Genomic DNA, 17141 nt, shown 5'->3' with positions numbered 1-17141 from the left:
CCGTCCGTGACCCGGCCGCCCGCGTACGCCGTGGCCCGGGGCGCGCCCGTCGCGGCGCGTGCGCGATCCTGGACCATGACGGAGGGAAAGAGAACATGATCATTTTCGGTACCAAGGGCTACCTGTACCAACTGGCCGTACTGACGCTGGTCTGCGGCCACTGCGGCAACCCGTCGGCGCACATGCTCCGCAAACGGGTCACGAAGTTCACGCTGTTCTTCGTGCCGCTGTTCCCGGTCTCGACGAAGTACACGACGCAGTGCACGTTCTGCGGTGCGGAGCAGCGGCTGACGGCCCCGCAGGCGGAGCAGCTCCAGCTCCAGGCCGCCTCCGCCCCGTCCGCCGGGCACCAGGTGCGCCCGGGCGAATGAGGCCTGCGGGCCGGTGATCGTCCCGGCGCAGCGGCCCGTCGGGCCGCCCTGGTGGCGGGCTGCGCCGGCGAGGGCGAGCCGCGGTTCCCGAACGCCGTGGACGGGGGCGCCGTCGCGCGGTGACCGTGCCCGAGCGCGTACGGTTCGCGGCCGACGGCCCGCCGGACTGCCCCGTCGGAGATGTTCCATGACATAAAGGGAAAAATTCTCTTGCGGCTTGCTACGTTGCGTGGCATGACCGCAACGACGGCGGTGCCGCCCCCGCCCGCGCCACGCCCCGCCAAACGGCGGGGCGTGGAACTGTCGCTCCTCGTCTGCGCCGTCCTCGTCTCCGTCTACGGCTACGTCGCCGTCGGCCTCGCCCGGCAAGGGGCCGTGCCCCCGGACACCATGCGGTACGGCGCCGGGCTCGGACTCCTGTCCCTCCTCGCCCATCTCGCCGTCCGCCTGCGGGCTCCCTACGCCGACCCGCTGCTCCTCCCCATCGCCGTCCTGCTCAACGGCATCGGGCTCGTGCTGATCTACCGGCTCGACCTGGAGACCCCCGGCGAGGTCGCCGCGCCCGCCCAGCTCGTGTGGTCCGCGCTCGGCGTCGCCCTGTTCATCGCCTCCGTCATCACCCTGCACGACCACCGGGTGCTGCAGCGCTACGCGTACGTCAGCGTCGTCGCCGCCCTCGCCCTGCTCTGCGCGCCGATCCTCTTCCCCGCCGTCAACGGCGCCCGGATCTGGATCCGCGTCGGCGGACTGTCCATCCAGCCGGGCGAGTTCGCCAAGGTGCTGCTCGCCGTGTTCTTCGCCGCGTATCTCGCGGCCAACCGCGGTGCGCTCGCCCGCTCGGGGCGGTGGTTCTCCGGACTCCAGCTGCCCGCGGGGCGCGTACTCGGTCCCGTGCTCGCGATCTGGCTGGTGAGCGTGGGCGTGCTGGTCCTCGAACGGGATCTCGGCACCTCGCTGCTGTTCTTCGGGCTGTTCGTCGTGATGCTCTACGTGGCGACCGGCCGGACCGGCTGGATCGCCGTCGGCCTGCTGCTCGCCGCGGCCGGCGCGTACGCGGTCGGCTCGCTCGAACCGCACGTCCACGGCCGCGTCCAGGACTGGCTCGACCCGTTCGCGAGCATCGAGGCCGGTCAGGGCCCGGACCAGCTCGCCCAGTCGCTGTTCGCCTTCGCCACCGGCGGAATGCTCGGCACCGGCCTCGGGCTCGGCCACTCCGTGCTCATCGGCTTCGCCGCCAAGTCCGACTTCATCCTCGCCACCGCGGGCGAGGAGCTCGGCCTCGTCGGCCTGACCGGGCTCTTCCTGCTGTACGCGCTGCTCGTCGCCCGGGGCTACGGCGCCGCGCTCGCGCTGCCCGACGCGTTCGGCGGGCTGCTCGCCGTCGGGCTGTCGTCGATCATCGCGCTCCAGGCGTTCGTCATCGCGGGCGGCGTGACGGGGCTGATCCCGCTCACCGGCATGGCGATGCCCTTCCTGGCCCAGGGCGGCTCCTCCGTCGTCACCAACTGGGTGATCGTCGCCCTGCTCGTCCGCCTGAGCCACTCGGCCAGGGCGCCGCGGCCCGAGGTGGCCGAGCCGGAGGCCGTCGCCGTACTGCCGGCGGCCGGCCGGTGACCCGGCACATGCGGCACGCGGCCGCCTTCTGCGTGCTCCTGCTGGCCGCGCTCCTCGTCAACGCCGCACGGGTGCACGTCGTCGAGGCGCCCTCCCTGGTCGGCAACCCGGCCAACCACCGCACCGCCATCGCCCGTTACGCACAACCGCGCGGCGACATCCTCGTCGACGGCGGGCCGGTCACCGGCTCCCGGGACACGGGCGGCCGGCTGCGGTACGAACGGACCTACCGCCACGGACCGCTGTTCGCCCCGGTCACGGGCTACGCCTCGCAGACGTACGGCACCTCGCTGCTGGAGAACATCGAGGACGGCGTCCTCTCGGGCACCGACCCGCTGCTCTCCCCGCTGCCGTTCTGGAACGACCTCAGCCGCGGCCGCCCGCCCGGCGGCAGGGTCCACACCACGATCCGGGAGGCGGTGCAGCGCGCCGCGTACGAGGGTCTGAACGGCCGGCGCGGCGCCGTCGCCGCGGTCGAACCCGCGACGGGCCGCATCCTGGCCCTGGTCAGCAGCCCCTCGTACGATCCCGGCGAGCTGGCCGGCTCCGGCGGGGACACGGCGGACGCATGGGCGCGGCTGAACGGCGCCCACACCCGGCCGATGCTCAACCGGGCGATCCGGCAGACGTATCCGCCCGGATCCGCATTCAAGATCGTGACGGCTGCGGCGGCGCTGGACTCGGGAGTCGTCGACGACGTGGACGCGCCGACCCGCACACCGGACCCGTACGTCCTGCCCGGTACCGGCACCACGCTGCCCGATGCGACCGAGGGCTGTGAGAACGCCTCGCTCGCATACGCGATCCAGTGGTCGTGCAACTCGGTGATGGCCGGGCTCGGCGCGCGGGTCGGACTCTCCGGGATGGTGGAGGCGGCCGCCGGGTTCGGCTTCAACGACGCGGGGCTGCGCATCCCGGCGGCGGTCTCGCGGTCGAACTTCGACACCGACATGTCCGTGGACCAGCTCGCGCTCTCCTCGATCGGGCAGTTCAACACGACCGCCACGCCACTGCAGATGGCGATGGTCTCGGCGGCCGTCGCGGGCGGCGGCCCCGTCCGGTACCCGTACCTGGTGGAGCGGGTGACCCGGGCGGACGGCGACCCCGTGGCGCAGCACGGCCCCCGGTCCTACCGGCAGGCGATGAACCCGGCGACGGCGATGCACATGCGCCGGCTGATGGTGCGGGCCGTCGAGGAGGGCACCGGGAGGAACGCGGCGATCGAGGGGGCGGTCGTGGGCGGCAAGACCGGCACGGCCCAGCACGGCGTCGGCAACGCCGGTGTCCCGTACGCCTGGTTCATCTCCTGGGCCCAGGCCGCGAACGCGGCGCAGCCCGGGGTCGCGGTGGCGGTGGTCGTGGAGGACGCGGCCGCGGACCGGGAGGAGATCAGCGGCGGTGGCAGCGCGGCACCGATCGCCCGCGCGGTCATGGAGGCGGCACTGCGAGACTGACGGCATGGACGTGGCGCGGGCACTGGAGACCATCGGACGGCTCGATCCCGGGCTGAGCGCCTTCGTCGAGGTGTGGGGCGACCGTGCGCTGGAGCTGGAGCGCACGGTGGATCCCGCCCTGCCGCTCGCGGGGGTGCCGTTCGCGGTGAAGGGGCGGTCGGGCATCCCCCGTAGCCCTTCGGGCACGGGAGGGGCCGCCACGTACGCGGCCCGGCGGCTGATCGCGGCGGGCGCGGTCCCAATCGGGTCGACCTCGGTACCCGGCCCCGGCACGTACTGGCAGACCTGGGGCCTCGGCGCGCACGGTCCCACCCGCAATCCCTGGCGCGCGGACCGCACCCCGGGCGGCTCGTCGGCCGGTTCGGCGGTGGCGGTGGCGGCGGGGATGGCGGCGCTGGCGACCGGCAGCGACGGGGCGGGCTCGGTGCGCATCCCGGCGGCGTGGTGCGGGGTGTTCGGCCTGAAGACGACGAACGGGCTGCTGCCGTCGCCGGACCGCACCGGGCTCGCGTCGGCCGGTGTGCTGACGCGGACGGCGGCGGACGCGCGGGCGTACCTGCGCTGTGTCGGGGCCGGGGAGGCGGAGTCCGCCCCGGATCTGCCGGTGCGGGCGGTGTGGTCGGCGGACCTCGGTTTCGCGGACGTGGACCACGAGGTGCTGGCCGTCGCGCGGGCGGCTGTGGAGCGGCTCGTGTCGGCGGGTGTCGTACGCCTGCGGGCCCTTGACGCGTCCTTGCTGGACCCGGCGGAGGCGTGGACGGCGGTGCGGGCCGGGCGGGCGGCGGAGGGCGCGGCGGTACGGGAGGAGAACGACCGGCGGCTCGACGCGGTGTTCGCCGGGGCGGACGTCCTGATCACCCCGGCCACGCCCAACCGCCCGCACGGCCACGACGGCCCCGGCCGCGACGTCTACTCCACGGCGCTGACGTGGGTGTTCAACCTGAGCGGCCATCCGGCGGCCAGTGTTCCGGCGGGCTTCACGAGCGACGGCTGCCCGGTCGGACTCCAACTGGTGGCGCCCCGCGGGGCGGATGTCTCACTGCTCGAAATGTCGGTCGCGGCGGAAAGGCATCTGATTACTGTGCGGCCATGACCGCATACGAACTCGCGCAGGTGAACATAGCCCGGCTCAAACACCCTCTGGACTCCGCCGAGTTGAAGGACTTCGTCGACAACCTGGACCCCGTGAACGCGGTCGCCGACGCGGCCGACGGGTTCGTGTGGCGCCTCCAGGACGCGGCGGGCAACGCGACGGACCTGCGGGTGTTCGGCGACGACACGTTGATGGTGAACATGTCGGTCTGGCGGGACACGAACGCGCTGACGGCGTTCATGTACCAGGGGACGCACCGCGAACTGCTGGCGCGCCGCTACGAGTTCTTCGAGCGCGTCAAGGAGGTCATGACCACGATGTGGTGGGTCCCGGCGGGCCACCGCCCGACGGTCCGGGAGGCGGAGGAGCGTCTGCTCCATGTGCGCGAGCACGGGCCGACGCAGTACGCGTTCACGCTGCGCACGTCGTTCCCGCCGCCCGTTGGGGGGTGATCAGCGGCGCCGGTCGACCGCGGTGAGGTCGATCGCCCGGGGCTTCAGCCGTCGGAGAGCCGAGCGCCCTCCGCGATCGCGTCCGTCACCTCGGACACACGCTCCTGCTCCTCGGCCGCGAACCGTTCCCGGTCGAGCTGTTCGGCCAGTTCCTCGTCCTGGCTCATCAGCAGGTCGAGGCTGGCGTCGCCCATCTCGAAGACGCCCATGTCCAGGTAGGCCTTCTGGAGCCGTTCGCCCCACAGCCCGATGTCCTTGACGCACGGCACGATGCGGCTGAACAGCAGCTTGCGGAACAGGTGGAGGAACTCGGACTGCTCCGAGTACTCCTCCGCCTCCTTGCGCGAGACGCCGAGGTTCTCCAGGACCTCGACACCGCGCAGGCGGTCGCGCATGAGGTAGCAGCCCTCGATCACGAACTCCTCGCGCTCGCGCAGTTCGGCGTCGGTGAGCTGCTGGTAGTAGTCGCGCAGGGCCATCCGCCCGAAGGCCACGTGGCGGGCCTCGTCCTGCATCACGTACGCGAGGATCTGCTTCGGCAGCGGCTTGGTCGTCGTGTCGCGGATCATGCCGAAGGCGGCGAGCGCCAGGCCCTCGATGAGGACCTGCATGCCGAGGTAGGGCATGTCCCAGCGGGAGTCGCGCAGGGTGTCGCCGAGCAGGCTCTGCAGGTTGTCGTTGATCGGGTAGAGCATGCCGATCTTCTCGTGCAGGAAGCGCCCGTAGATCTCGGCGTGCCGGGCCTCGTCCATGGTCTGAGTCGCCGAGTAGAACTTGGCGTCGAGGTCGGGGACCGACTCCACGATCCGCGCGGCGCAGATCATGGCGCCCTGCTCGCCGTGGAGGAACTGGCTGAACTGCCAGGCCGTGTAGTGCCTGCGCAGCTCGCCCTTGTCCTTGGCGGTCATCTTCGCCCAGTGCCGGGTGCCGTACAGGGTCAGCGCCTCGTCGGGGGTGCCGAGCGCGTCGTACGGGTCGACCTCCAGGTCCCAGTCGATGCGCCTGGTGCCGTCCCACTGCTTGTCCTTGCCCTTCTGGTACAGGGCCAGCAGCCGTTCGCGGCCGTGGTCGTACTCCCAGCTGAAGCGCGCAGAGCCGGAGGCGGGGACCTGCCAGAGCTGGTTCTCGGGTGCGTGCGTGTAGTGCTCGTACGTCGACACTGGCGGCTCCTTCGCCTCGTATCCCGTTTCGTACTCACCGATGTGCAAGGACAGTTGGCAGGCTCACACGGTGGTAGACGCACAGTCAACAAGTCGCGCGCAAGGGATTGACGAGCTTGCTGACGGGCAGTCTCATAACGGGTGACGACCGGTAACCCCCACGCGCGAGGTGTCCTCAGCCATGACAACCGTGAGCGAACGCGAGGTGCAGGTGCAGGTGCAGGTGCTCCGCGATGCCCTGGGCCCCCTTCGGGACCGCGAGCAGGTCGCCGCCCGCCTGCTCGAGTCCTCCTCCAGGCACTCCTTCGACCCCGACAAGGAGCTCGACTGGGAGGCGCCGATCGAGGACGGCAAGTGGTTCTGGCCACCGGAGCTCGTGTCGCTCTACGGCACCCCGCTGTGGCACCGGATGTCCGAGGAGCAGCGGATGGACCTGGCCCGGCACGAGGCGGCGTCGCTCGCCTCGCTCGGGATCTGGTTCGAGATCATCCTGATGCAGCTGCTGGTCCGCCACATCTACGACAAGTCCCTGACCAGCAACCACGTCCGCTACGCCCTCACCGAGATCGCGGACGAGTGCCGGCACTCGATGATGTTCGCCAGGCTGATCCGAAAGGGCGGGGCGCCGGCCTACCCGGTGCCGCGGATCTACCACAACCTGGCGCGCGTGCTGAAGACCGTCTCGACCACACCCGGGTCCTTCGCGGCGACACTGCTCGGCGAGGAGATCCTCGACTGGATGCAGCGTCTCACCTTCCCTGACGAGCGGGTGCAGACCCTGGTGCGCGGAGTGACCCGTATCCACGTGGTGGAGGAGGCCCGCCATGTGCGGTACGCCCGCGAGGAATTGCGCCGCCAGATGGTGACGGCGCCGCGCTGGGAGCAGGAGTTCACCCGCCTCAGCTGCGGCGAGGCCGCCCGCGTCTTCAGCGTCTGCTTCATCAACCCGAAGGTGTACGAGAACGTGGGGCTCGACCGGCGCGAGGCCGTCGCCCAGGTGCGGGCGAGCGGTCACCGGCGCGAGGTGATGCAGTCGGGGGCCCGGCGGCTCACCGACTTCCTGGACGACATCGGCGTGCTGCGCGGAGCGGGCCGCCGGCTGTGGAAGAGCTCCGGACTTCTCGCATAGCGCGACGGGGGCTGCGGTTACGCTGCGAAGCATGACCAGTCCTGCTCCCACGGCCCGCGCATACCGACGGCTCGGCGTCGAGGAGCGCCGCACGCAGCTGCTCGCGGCGGCCCTCTCCCTCTTCGCGCACCAGCCGCCGGACGAGATCTCGCTCGACGACGTGGCGGAGGCAGCCGGTGTCTCCCGGCCCCTCGTCTACCGCTACTTCCCGGGCGGCAAGCAGCAGCTGTACGAGGCGGCGCTGCGCTCGGCCGCCGACCGGCTCGAGGACTGCTTCGCCGAGCCGGCCGCCGGGCCGCCGACCGCCCGGCTGGCCCGGGTCCTGGACCGCTTCCTGGCCTTCGTCGACGAGCACGACACCGGGTTCAGCGCGCTGCTGCGCGGTGGCAGCGTCGCCGAGACCTCGCGTACGACGTCGATCGTGGACGAGGTGCGGCGGTCCGCGGCGGAGCAGATCCTGCTGCACCTCGGCGCCGAGGGCGCGGGGCCCCGGCTGCGGATGATGGTGCGCACCTGGATCGCGGCCGTCGAGGCGGCGTCGCTGATCTGGATCGACGAGGGCAAGCAGCCGCCGGCCGCCGACATACGGGACTGGCTGGTCGACCATCTGATCGCCCTGCTCGTGGCGACGGCGGCGACCGACGAGGAGACGGCGGGAGCGGTCGCGGACCTGGTGGCCCAGGAGACGGCGGCCGGCGCGGTCGGCACGCTGGCCCGCCGCCTGGCACCGGTCGTCGGCGGGGCGTCGCATCTGCTGTGACACTGGAGCCGTGAGAAGCGAGAACACCCCCTTCGTCGGCGGCCCGATGGACGGACGCGTCCTGCCGGTGCTCGCGGGCCCCACGGGCCACCCCCCGAAGTGGTACAGGATCCCGGTCCCGCAAGGCGACGGCAGCCCGCCCACGGTCCACGTCTACCGCCGTGTCCCGGCCGGATACACGAAGCGGCTGGGCCTGCAGCGCGGCTGGAAGTACGAGTACGCGCCCGAGGGCATGGAGCGGCGCGAGGTCAGGTGGCCCTGGTCGAAGCCGAAGGGCACGCCATAGGATCACGGGACCGTGTCACCAGGGGGGATGCCGCGATGGAGCCGCTGCAGCCGGACGATCCGGGCCTGATCGGCCCGTACCGCACGCTGGCCCGCGTGCGGGAGTCGGCCAGTTCGGTCCGTTTTCTGGCCGTCGGTCCGAACGGGGCGGCGTCCGTGGTCGCGCTCGTACGGCCCCGGCTGGCCGCCTCGCGCGTGTTCCGGCGCCGCTTCCGGCACGAGACCCGCAGGACGGAACAGCTCGCCGGGGGCTGGGTGCAACCGGTCGTGGCGGACGTGGACGGTCCGCTGCTGTGGACGGCGAGTGCTTACGTCCCCGCGCTGACCCTGCGGGAGGCGATCGCGCTCGCCGGACCGCTGCCGGGGCGCGCGGTGCGGATCCTGGGCGCCGCGCTCGCCGAGACCCTGTCCCGTGTGCACGCCACGGGCACGGTGCTGCACGGCCTCTCGCCCGACACCGTGCTGCTGGCGGCGGACGGCCCGCGGGTGACGGCACTCGGCGCGCTGGGCGCGGCGGCCGTCGCCGAGGCGGACGCGGACGGTCAGATGACGGTGAAGCTGGGCTACCTGACTCCCGAACAGGCCACGGGCGCGCAACCGGGCCCCGCCTCGGACCTGTTCGTCCTCGGCCAGCTGCTCGCGTACGCGGCGACGGGGACGACCCCGCTCGCGGATGCCGACCGGATCGCCCACGGCGAACCGGAACTCAGCGGTGTCCCGGAGGAGTTGCGCCCGGTCCTGGCGTCCTGCCTGGCAAAAGTCCCCGGCGAACGCCCGCCCGCCGCAGCGGTGGCGGCGGACCTGGCCCTGGAGGGCGCGTCCGCGCTGGCTCGTGACGGCTGGCTCCCGGACGCACTGCTCTCGGCCCTGGCGGCCCAGGAGTCGGAGACGGCGACGCTGGTGTCGGGCGGCGGCACGGCGCACGGGGCGGCGGGGAGCGCGGTGGAACCGGCTGCACGCAGCGCGGTCGCCCCCGGCGCGAGCCCGGCGGCGAGTGCCGACGGCGGGGGCGGCCGGGCCGCCCACGCGACCGCCGGGAACGGGCACGTCGTGGACCGGGACACCGTGCTCGTGCGGCGGGCCGGTGGCGCGGGGCGGGACACCACGCCGCTCCTCGGGAGGGAACCCCTCGCACCGGCCGCCCTTCCCGTTCCCGCACGGGCCGCCCTGCCCGCCGTCGTCCCACCGGTCCTGCCCGTCGTCACCACCGCGCCCGCACAGGACCCCGGCATCGCGCGCCGCGGGCTGCTCGTCGCGGCCGCCGCCGGTGTCGCCGGGCTCGTGGTCGGCGGCGGGGCGGTGTACGCCCTCGCCGGGGACGGCGAGGACACGACCGCGCCGGCCAGGCCGGCGCCCGCCCCGCGGCCGAGCCGCATGGCCGGCCTCGCGCCCGAACCGACGTGGCGGTACGCGCACCCGGCCACCGGCGACCAGCCGGTCGGGGCGACCGTGTGGCGCGACCGGCTGCTGCTGGTGACGGACGGCGAGCGGATGACCGGCGTCGACCTGCGCACCGGCAGGCGCCGGTGGGAGCTTCCGGAAGCCGCGTCCACCTCCCGGCCGGTGCCCGTCGACACCACGTTCTGCCTCGTCGACACCGCCGACGCACTGCTGTGGGTGTCGGCCGAGGACGGCCGGCCCGGCCACCGCGTGGCCAAGCAGACGCTGGCGCAGCCGGGCGAGAGCCTCACGATCGGGAACGTCATGGGGGCCGACGGCCCCAGCGTCTGGTTCACCGCCCACGTGCGCAGGACGGTGGAGAAGACCGTCAAGAAGCGCAAGCGGAAGGTGGAGGTGCGGGAGACGTACGTCATCGCCTACGACCTCGCCGGGCGCAAGCAGCTGTGGCGGGCCCGCGTTCCCGACGGGCGCGCACCGTACACCCCGCGGTACCAGCTGGTCGCGGTCCGCCCCGGAGAAGTGCTCGTACGGCAGGACGGCCACACCCTCACCCCCGCGCAGCGCAAGGCCTCCAGGAACGGCACCGTGCTCCTCGCCTTCGACCGCGGTACGGGCAAGGCGCTCGCGTCCGTACCGCTCAGCGCGGTGGCGCCCACCGCCGCCGTCACCGGTGACGCGACGGGCAGGCTGTACGCCGCGTCGGGCGGCGAGTTGCACGCGTACTCCGGGCCGGACGGCAAGCGGCAGTGGCGGGTCGCCGCGGCCGACGCGCGCGGCGAGAGCGGCGTGTTCGCCTTCGGCACGGCCGCCTTCCACGGCCCGACCCTGTATGTCGCCAACCGCTACCAGCAGGTGTGCGCCGTCGACACGGCGACCGGTCGCCCGGTGTGGCGCCGCTCCACCGAGGCACCGGTGTGGCGCGAAACCCCTTCGACCGCCCTGAGCACGAGTGGCCGCACCGTCCTCGCGGGCGACGCCGCGCAGCTCACCGCCTTCTCCGCACGCGACGGCCGGCGGCTGTGGAAGTTCCAGGAGGCGGGCGTCACCGACGCCGAGGAACAGGCCGCGCCGCGCTACACGGCGATGCCGGCCGGGGACCGCGGGGTCCTCGTCCGCCGCGGGCCGGTGTTCTACGCCCTGCCCGTGGACTGACGGGTCACCGCAGGACCTGCTCGCGACGCCGGCCCCCGAGGACGTCGCCGCCCTCGGGTCCGTGCCGAAGTCCCCACCGCTCCTGCCCGGCGGCGTGACTGCGGGCCGGGGGAGGCGCCCCGTTGAACCGGTCGGCGGCGTCAGGCGCCCTGGGCGACCTCCGCCAGGTAGGCGCCCGCCTTCTCGGGGTCGTAGAAGAAGTTCTCGAAGTCGGCCGGGTCGTTGAAGCCGTTCGCGAACCGGTTCGCGACCGGCTGGAGCTGGCCGGCCGCGCCGATCAGGTTCAGCACGTGCTCCGGCGGGACGCCCAGCATCGCGTTGGTCCACTTGGTGACGTGCTGCGCCGTCTCCCAGTACCGGTCGAACGTCGCCTGCATCCACGCCTCGTCGAACGGCTTGTCGCCGTGTTCGGTGATCGAGGCCAGGTACGAGGCCGCGCACTTGGACGCCGAGTTGGAGCCCTGGCCGGTGATCGGGTCGTTGGCCACGACCACGTCCGCGACGCCGAGGACCAGGCCACCGCCGGGGAGTCGGCCGATGGGATTGCGCACGGTGGGCGCGTAACGGCCGGCCAGCGTGCCGGCCGCGTCGGTCAGCTCGACCTTCGTGGCCCGCGCGTACTCCCAGGGCGTGTACTTCTCCATCAGCTCCAGCGTCAGGGAGAGGTGCTCGGAGGGGTCCTTGACGCCCTGGAAGACGTCGAGCGGTCCGCCGGGGATGCCCTCCCAGAACAGGATGTCGGCGCGGCCCGACGTGGTGAGGGTCGGCATCACGAACAGCTCGCCGACTCCCGGCACCAGGTTGCAGCGCACCGCGTCGTAGTCCGGGTGCTCGGGGCGCGGGCCGAGGCCGTGGACGTAGGCGACGGCGAGCGCGCGCTGCGGCTCGGCGTACGGGGAACGGGAGGCGTCCCGGCCGAACATGGAGACCAGCTCGCCCTTGCCGGCCGACACCAGCACCAGGTCGTACGTGCGGGAGAAGTAGTCCAGGTCGGACACGGCCGCGCCGTGGATGACCAGCTGTCCGCCGCGCTGGGCGAACGTCTCCATCCAGCCCGCCATCTTGACGCGCTGGTCGACGGACTGGGCGTAGCCGTCGAGCTTGCCGACCCAGTCGACGGCGCGGCTCGCGTCGGGCGCGGCGACCGAGACACCGAGGCCCTCGATCTTCGGGGCCTGCGTCTCCCAGAAGTTGATGCCCAGGTCCCGCTCGTGCTGGAGGGCGGTGTGGAACATGCACTGCGTGGACATGACCCGGCCGGACCGGATCTCGTCCGCCGTGCGGTTGGACATCAGGGTGACCTCGTAGCCCTGGGACTGGAGGCCGAGGGCGAGCTGCAGTCCGGACTGGCCGGCGCCGACTATGAGAATCTTCCGCATGACAGGGGTGCTCCGTAGATGTTCGGGAGGCTATTCGGGGGTGGCTTCGAGGGCGTGGGCGACGAGCGCGAGCAGCGACTCGATGACCGTGACGCGCTTACGGGCGTCCATGATCACCACCGGCACGTGGGGCGGCACGGTGAGGGCCTCCCGTACGTCCTCGGCCTCGTAGGCGGTCGTTCCCTCGAAGTGGTTGACAGCGACGATGTAGGGCAGCCCGCAGCTCTCGAAGTAGTCGAGGGCCGGGAAGCAGTCCGCCAGCCGCCGCGTGTCGGCCATCACGACGGCCCCGATCGCCCCGCGCACGAGGTCGTCCCACATGAACCAGAAACGCTGCTGGCCGGGTGTGCCGAAGACGTAGAGCACCAGGTCGTCGTCGAGCGTGATGCGGCCGAAGTCCATCGCCACGGTCGTGGTGGTCTTCTCCGGCGTGGCGGTGAGGTCGTCGGTGTCCTCGCTGGCCCGGGTCATCAGTGCCTCGGTCTGCAGCGGGGTGATTTCCGAGACCGACCCGACGAAGGTCGTCTTGCCCACGCCGAAACCGCCCGCCACGACGATCTTGGTGGCGATGGGGGCACGGGTGGTGTCCAGCTCCCACGCCTGCAGATTCTCTTCGGGCCACACGGTGTCCTCGGGGCGCGCGTCCGCCGTGGCCGGGGCGCTCGACGCGTCCTGGTCCTGCGGGGCGTGCGGTCGGGCGAGGAGCGTGTCAGAGGCGGCGGAGTCCACTCAGCACCCTTTCGAGCAGCGCGCGGTCGGGCTGTCCGGTGCCGTGCCCGGTCCCGTACACACGGATCTTTCCCTGGTCGGCCAGGTCGCTGAGGAGCACCCGGACGACACCCAGCGGCATCTTCAGCAGCGCCGATATCTCGGCGACGGTACGCATACGGCGGCACAGCTCGACGATCGCCCGCAGCTCGGGCATGACGCGTGTCGAGAGGTCGCCGCCGGGCAGCTCGCGGCGCTCGGGCGGGGCCTCGAGCGCGGCGACGAAGGTCTCGACGAGGAGCACGTGGCCGAAGCGGGTGCGGCCGCCGGTGAGCGAGTACGGGCGTACGCGGGCGGGCCTGCGTCCCTGGCCGCGTACGGGGAGTTTGGAGGACGAAGCGGCGGCTGTCATCGGGCGCTCTCCATCGATTTGCGCAGCTCGCTGCGGACTTCGGGGGTGAGTACGTGTCCGGCGCGGCCGACGAACAGGGCCATGTGGTACGCCACGATGCTCATGTCGCAGTCGGGGGCGGCGTGTACGCCGAGCAGGGAGCCGTCGCTGATCGACATCACGAAGACGCTGCCCTCGTCCATGGCGACCATGGTCTGCTTCACCTTGCCGCCGTCCATCAGCCCGGCGGCGCCGATGGTGAGGCTGCCGATGCCGGAGACGATGGTGGCGAGGTCGGCGCTGGAGCCGCGGGGGCCGTCACGGCGTGCCGGATCCGCTGGGGCCGTGTTCTGCGCGGGGTCGGAGGAGAGCAGGAGCAGGCCGTCGGACGAGACGACGGCGACCGAGCGGACTCCTGGCACCTCCTCCACCAGATTGCCCAACAACCACTGCAGATTGCGGGCTTCGGTGCTCAGCCCGAATGTGCCGGTCGCAGTCAACTGCGTGCCTCCTCGACTGTGTCCCCCGTCTCTGTGTCGGTGTTCTGCTCGTCGGTTGCCCGAGTGGCCTGCTGCGTGCCGCTCTGCGCGATCTCGGCCTCGGCGTCGCGTCGGCCTTCCTGTGCGCCACGATGGAAGCCGCCGAGCCGGCGCCGCAGCGCCTCGGCGTCGACGCTCCCGGTGCGCCCGGCGGGCGCGGTGGGCGGTGCGACGATCTTCGGGGTCCGTTTGGGCAGGCCCTTGTCGGTGACCCGCTCCGAGGTGACGTCGTCGGCAGGCTGCTCGGGCAGCCGCATGGCGAACGTCTCCTCCTCGATGTCCTGGGGCTCCCCGTCGGCGGTCCGCTCGTGCGCGTCCCGCTCCCCCTCGGCGGCCCGCACGGCCCGCTCGGCGGCCTCGACGAACGGGTCGGCCGGGAGGAAGGGCTCCACCGGGGCGCCGTGAACGACGTCGGCCACGGGCTCGGCGTGAGCGCCGGGAGCGGTGGTGCCGTCTGCCACGGGGGACGCGTGGTCGGCGTCGGCCGCCTCAGCAGCGGCGAACGGGCCGGCGGGCGCCCCGTCCGCATACGGCGCAACGGCGGCGGCGAACGGGTCCGCGAGCGACGCGGAGCCGGCGGGATCCGCCTGACCCGCGCCGGACGCCCGCTCGGCGTCGGCCGCCTCAGCAGCGGCGAACGAGTTGGCAGGCGACGCCGGATCGGGCGACGACGCGGCGTGGTCGGCGCCGGCACCCCCGTCCGCATACGGCGCAACGGCGGCGGCGAACGGGTCCGCGAGCGACGCCAGGCCGGACGAGGAGGCGTCAGCGCCCCGGTCCGCATGCGGCGCGGGCGTGGCGTCGGCAGGCGCGGCCGGGGCGGCGTCGGCCACCGGGGCGCCGTGAGCGCCGAGCGACGCAGAGCCGGCGGGAGCCGCCTGGCCCGCGCCGGACGCGTGGTCGGCGTCGGGAGTGGGGGCGTCGGCGTCGGCCGACCGCTCCGCGTGCGACGCACGGCCGCCGTCCGCCGCGGACGTACCCTCCGGCTGGGCGGGGCGGCGAGCGCTCGGGGGCAGGGTGTTGGAGTTCGCCTCCGCCGCCGAGCCCGGCAGGGTCAGCGCCGGGCCCGCGCCCGGGACCGGCGTCTGCTGGGACGCCGTCGCCGGCGGACCGTCCGGCAGCAGCGCCGCCGGGACGACGACCACCGCCGTGATCCCGCCCTGTTTGTGCTCGCGCAGCTGGATCCGTACCCGGTGACGCGCCGCCAGCAGCGCGGCCACCCGCAGGCCGAGCCCCTCGGTCTCGCGCCCGGCGTCGCTCTCGTACGTCTCCGGGTTCTTCAGCCGGGCGTTGAGCTCCTCGATGCGCGCCTCGGTCATGCCGATGCCCGCGTCCTGGACGGAGAGCATCACCTCGCCGCTCTCCAGCAGCCAGCCCGACATCTCGACCTGCGCGTCCGGCGGGGAGAACGACGTGGCGTTCTCCAGCAGTTCGGCGACCAAGTGGCTGAGGTCGTCGGCGGCGAAGCCCGCGACCTGGGCGTGCGGCGGCAGGGACTGGATGACGACCCGGTCGTAGCGCTCGATCTCGCTGACCGCGGCGCGCAGGACGTCGACGAGCGGGACGGGGCCGACATGGCCCTGGCCGTGCTCGGCGCCCGCGAGGACCAGCAGGTTCTCGCTGTGCCGACGCATGACCGTCGCCATGTGGTCGAGCTTGAAAAGGGTGGCGAGCCTCTCGGGGTCCTGCTCGCGCTCCTCCAGCTTCTCGATGACGCCCAGCTGGCGTTCGACGAGGCCGAGCGTGCGCAGCGAGAGGTTGACGAAGGTGTGGTGAACGGTGTGGCGCAGGCGCTGCAGCTCGGTGGTGAGCTCCTCGGCGCGCTCACCGAGCTCGGTGCGGACCTCGGCCAACTCGGTGGCGAGCGCCTCGGCCGAGCCGGTGAGGCCGCCGCGTTCGGCGTCGAGGTGCCGGACACGCGCGCCGAGGTCCCGCAGCGTGCCGTGCAGGCTGTTGAGGGACCGTACGACCTGGGCGAACTCGTCGTTGCGGCCGGTGAAGCGGACCGGCTCCTCCGTCTCCGGCGACTCCGCGAGACGTGCGGCACCGATGCGCAGGACGGCGAGCGGGCGGGTGAGCGTGCGCGAGACGGCCGCCAGCACGCCGATGGTGACGACGAGCAGCCCGCCGAGGAGCGCGATGCGTACTTCGAGCGCGGTGACGTCGTCGTCGCGCAGGTGCTCGATGCGCACCAGCCGGTCGGCGGCGAGTGCGGTCTCGGCGCCGCGCATCTGCTCGATGCGGGCGGTGAGTGCGGCCTCCAGCTCGGACCGGTCGGTGCCGCGCTCGGACGCGGAGAGGCGGGGCTGGTCGGTGAGGCGGGCGAGAAAGCTCTCGGCGGCCTTGACCTCGGGGCCGGTGACGGTGGCGGCCAGGTTGTCGCGGGCGTCCTTGCCCGCGGCCTGGTCGAAGTCGGCGAGGGCGGCGAGTTCGCGGACGCGGGCCTGCTGGGCCGCCGCGGTGAGCTCGTTGCGGGTGCGGGCGTCGGCGCCGGAGTCCTCGGCGGCGGTCTGTACGGGCAGGCCGGTGGCCGGGTCGTACGTCACCCGGGTCTCGGGCCGCGGCACGGACAGCGCGGCGAGCAGCAGCCCGCGGGCGGCGGACGCCTGCTCCACGGCGAGACCGAGCGCGGCGGGCGCGCGGGTGGCCTCGGCGGCGCGCGGCGGGGTCTTCTCGGCGAGCTCGTCGGCGAGGGCCTGGAGGCGGTTGATGACCGCGGTGTAGGCGCGGTGCACCTCCAGGGGGGTGCCCGTGCCGGTCAGGGCGGTGCGGCGCACGCCGGGCAGGGAGGCGAGTGCGCGGCGCAGGTCGGCGTGGTCGTCCGGCACGGCGGCGCGGATCTCGCGGATCTGGCGGTCGACGCGGGCGCTGAGGGTCGCGGAGAGCTTCGGCGTGTCCGCGGCCTCGCCGTCCCCGTCCCCGGCCGCGCCGTCGTTCGCGGAGTCGCGGCCGGCGGCGACGTAGGCGGTGACCTCGTCGCGTTCGTCGGCGAGGGAGTGCGCGAGGGTGACGGCCTGGCGGTCGAGCTCGGCGAGGGTCACCAGGCGCTGGGCCTCGGTCAGTTCCGCGGAGGTCGCGAGGACGCCGGGTGCTCCGGCGCCGACGACGACGAGGCCGACGACCGCCACTCCGGCGACGAGTCGGCTGCGTACGCGCGCGCGGCGTCCGGAGGGGGTCATGGTGTCCTGCGCGGGGCCGGTGCTCGGCGCGGGTCCCGCGGACGGCCCGGGGCCGGTGCTCGGCGCGGGACCGG

General features: G+C 73.3%; 15 protein-coding genes. 9 read left to right on the top strand and 6 right to left on the bottom strand.

Going from position 1 to position 17141, the window contains the following annotated elements:
* The first annotated feature begins 95 nt into the window (after positions 1-95).
* The 5 genes from HW130_RS01785 (at position 96) to HW130_RS01765 (ending at position 4984) form a co-directional block, all read left to right on the top strand.
* Positions 96-371 (top strand): zinc-ribbon domain-containing protein, encoded by a 276-nt coding sequence (locus HW130_RS01785; RefSeq protein WP_177147556.1) that lies wholly within the window; start codon positions 96-98, stop codon positions 369-371.
* A 234-nt stretch (positions 372-605) separates the two neighbouring features.
* Positions 606-1985: an FtsW/RodA/SpoVE family cell cycle protein gene (locus tag HW130_RS01780; RefSeq protein ID WP_177147555.1), complete on the top strand. Its 1380-nt coding sequence runs from the start codon at positions 606-608 to the stop codon at positions 1983-1985.
* 8 nt (positions 1986-1993) lie between these two features.
* Positions 1994-3439: a penicillin-binding transpeptidase domain-containing protein gene (locus tag HW130_RS01775; protein ID WP_218183025.1), complete on the top strand. Its 1446-nt coding sequence runs from the start codon at positions 1994-1996 to the stop codon at positions 3437-3439.
* Positions 3440-3443: 4 nt separating this feature from the next.
* Complete coding sequence (locus HW130_RS01770) at positions 3444-4532, top strand: amidase (protein WP_177147553.1); 1089 nt, start codon at positions 3444-3446, stop codon at positions 4530-4532.
* Positions 4529-4984 (top strand): DUF3291 domain-containing protein, encoded by a 456-nt coding sequence (locus HW130_RS01765; RefSeq protein ID WP_177147552.1) that lies wholly within the window; start codon positions 4529-4531, stop codon positions 4982-4984. The genes HW130_RS01770 and HW130_RS01765 overlap by 4 nt, the downstream gene beginning before the upstream one ends.
* Before the next feature lie 44 nt (positions 4985-5028).
* On the opposite strand, the gene HW130_RS01760 is transcribed toward HW130_RS01765, so the two are convergent.
* Entirely contained in the window at positions 5029-6144 is a 1116-nt protein-coding gene (locus HW130_RS01760; RefSeq protein WP_177147551.1) for a ferritin-like domain-containing protein, read from the bottom strand.
* Between the two features lie 181 nt (positions 6145-6325).
* On the opposite strand from HW130_RS01760, the gene HW130_RS01755 reads away from it, so the two are divergent.
* The 4 genes from HW130_RS01755 to HW130_RS01740 are packed head-to-tail and all read left to right on the top strand — an operon-like array spanning position 6326 to position 10871.
* A complete protein-coding gene (locus HW130_RS01755) occupies positions 6326-7273 on the top strand; it encodes a diiron oxygenase (RefSeq protein ID WP_177147550.1) in 948 nt (315 codons plus the stop codon).
* A 31-nt stretch (positions 7274-7304) separates the two neighbouring features.
* Positions 7305-8033: a TetR/AcrR family transcriptional regulator gene (locus tag HW130_RS01750; RefSeq protein WP_177147549.1), complete on the top strand. Its 729-nt coding sequence runs from the start codon at positions 7305-7307 to the stop codon at positions 8031-8033.
* 10 nt (positions 8034-8043) lie between these two features.
* Complete coding sequence (locus HW130_RS01745; RefSeq protein WP_177147548.1) at positions 8044-8319, top strand: hypothetical protein; 276 nt, start codon at positions 8044-8046, stop codon at positions 8317-8319.
* A gap of 35 nt (positions 8320-8354) precedes the next feature.
* Positions 8355-10871 carry a PQQ-binding-like beta-propeller repeat protein gene (locus HW130_RS01740; protein ID WP_177147547.1) on the top strand — a complete coding sequence of 839 codons (2517 nt, stop codon included), beginning with the start codon at positions 8355-8357 and terminating at the stop codon, positions 10869-10871.
* A 140-nt stretch (positions 10872-11011) separates the two neighbouring features.
* Here the strand turns inward: HW130_RS01740 and HW130_RS01735 are convergent, their stop codons facing one another.
* From HW130_RS01735 to HW130_RS01715, 5 genes are read right to left on the bottom strand one after another with little or no spacing between them, the layout of a single operon-like run.
* Positions 11012-12250 carry a styrene monooxygenase/indole monooxygenase family protein gene (locus HW130_RS01735; RefSeq protein ID WP_177147546.1) on the bottom strand — a complete coding sequence of 413 codons (1239 nt, stop codon included), beginning with the start codon at positions 12248-12250 and terminating at the stop codon, positions 11012-11014.
* A gap of 30 nt (positions 12251-12280) precedes the next feature.
* Entirely contained in the window at positions 12281-12979 is a 699-nt protein-coding gene (locus HW130_RS01730) for an ATP/GTP-binding protein (RefSeq protein WP_375256498.1), read from the bottom strand.
* Positions 12960-13370, bottom strand: a complete 411-nt coding sequence (locus HW130_RS01725; RefSeq protein WP_177147545.1) for a DUF742 domain-containing protein — start codon at positions 13368-13370, stop codon at positions 12960-12962. The genes HW130_RS01730 and HW130_RS01725 overlap by 20 nt, the downstream gene beginning before the upstream one ends.
* Positions 13367-13849, bottom strand: coding sequence for a roadblock/LC7 domain-containing protein (locus HW130_RS01720; protein WP_177147544.1), 483 nt, complete (start codon positions 13847-13849; stop codon positions 13367-13369). The genes HW130_RS01725 and HW130_RS01720 overlap by 4 nt, the downstream gene beginning before the upstream one ends.
* Positions 13846-17067 (bottom strand): nitrate- and nitrite sensing domain-containing protein, encoded by a 3222-nt coding sequence (locus HW130_RS01715; RefSeq protein ID WP_177147543.1) that lies wholly within the window; start codon positions 17065-17067, stop codon positions 13846-13848. Before HW130_RS01715 ends, HW130_RS01720 begins: the two co-directional genes overlap by 4 nt.
* Positions 17068-17141 lie beyond the last annotated feature (74 nt).

The organism is Streptomyces sp. PKU-EA00015 (assembly GCF_013387495.1).
Taxonomy (GTDB): Bacteria; Actinomycetota; Actinomycetes; order Streptomycetales; family Streptomycetaceae; genus Streptomyces.
This window is presented reverse-complemented; position numbering and strand designations above follow the sequence as displayed.

Coding starts and splice junctions, on each gene's coding strand:
- HW130_RS01785 (WP_177147556.1), top strand. CDS start 96: ATGATCATTTTCGGTACCAAGGGCTACCTGTACCAACTGGCCGTACTG.
- HW130_RS01780 (WP_177147555.1), top strand. CDS start 606: ATGACCGCAACGACGGCGGTGCCGCCCCCGCCCGCGCCACGCCCCGCC.
- HW130_RS01775 (WP_218183025.1), top strand. CDS start 1,994: ATGCGGCACGCGGCCGCCTTCTGCGTGCTCCTGCTGGCCGCGCTCCTC.
- HW130_RS01770 (WP_177147553.1), top strand. CDS start 3,444: ATGGACGTGGCGCGGGCACTGGAGACCATCGGACGGCTCGATCCCGGG.
- HW130_RS01765 (WP_177147552.1), top strand. CDS start 4,529: ATGACCGCATACGAACTCGCGCAGGTGAACATAGCCCGGCTCAAACAC.
- HW130_RS01755 (WP_177147550.1), top strand. CDS start 6,326: ATGACAACCGTGAGCGAACGCGAGGTGCAGGTGCAGGTGCAGGTGCTC.
- HW130_RS01750 (WP_177147549.1), top strand. CDS start 7,305: ATGACCAGTCCTGCTCCCACGGCCCGCGCATACCGACGGCTCGGCGTC.
- HW130_RS01740 (WP_177147547.1), top strand. CDS start 8,355: ATGGAGCCGCTGCAGCCGGACGATCCGGGCCTGATCGGCCCGTACCGC.
- HW130_RS01735 (WP_177147546.1), bottom strand. CDS start 12,250: ATGCGGAAGATTCTCATAGTCGGCGCCGGCCAGTCCGGACTGCAGCTC.
- HW130_RS01725 (WP_177147545.1), bottom strand. CDS start 13,370: ATGACAGCCGCCGCTTCGTCCTCCAAACTCCCCGTACGCGGCCAGGGA.
- HW130_RS01715 (WP_177147543.1), bottom strand. CDS start 17,067: ATGACCCCCTCCGGACGCCGCGCGCGCGTACGCAGCCGACTCGTCGCC.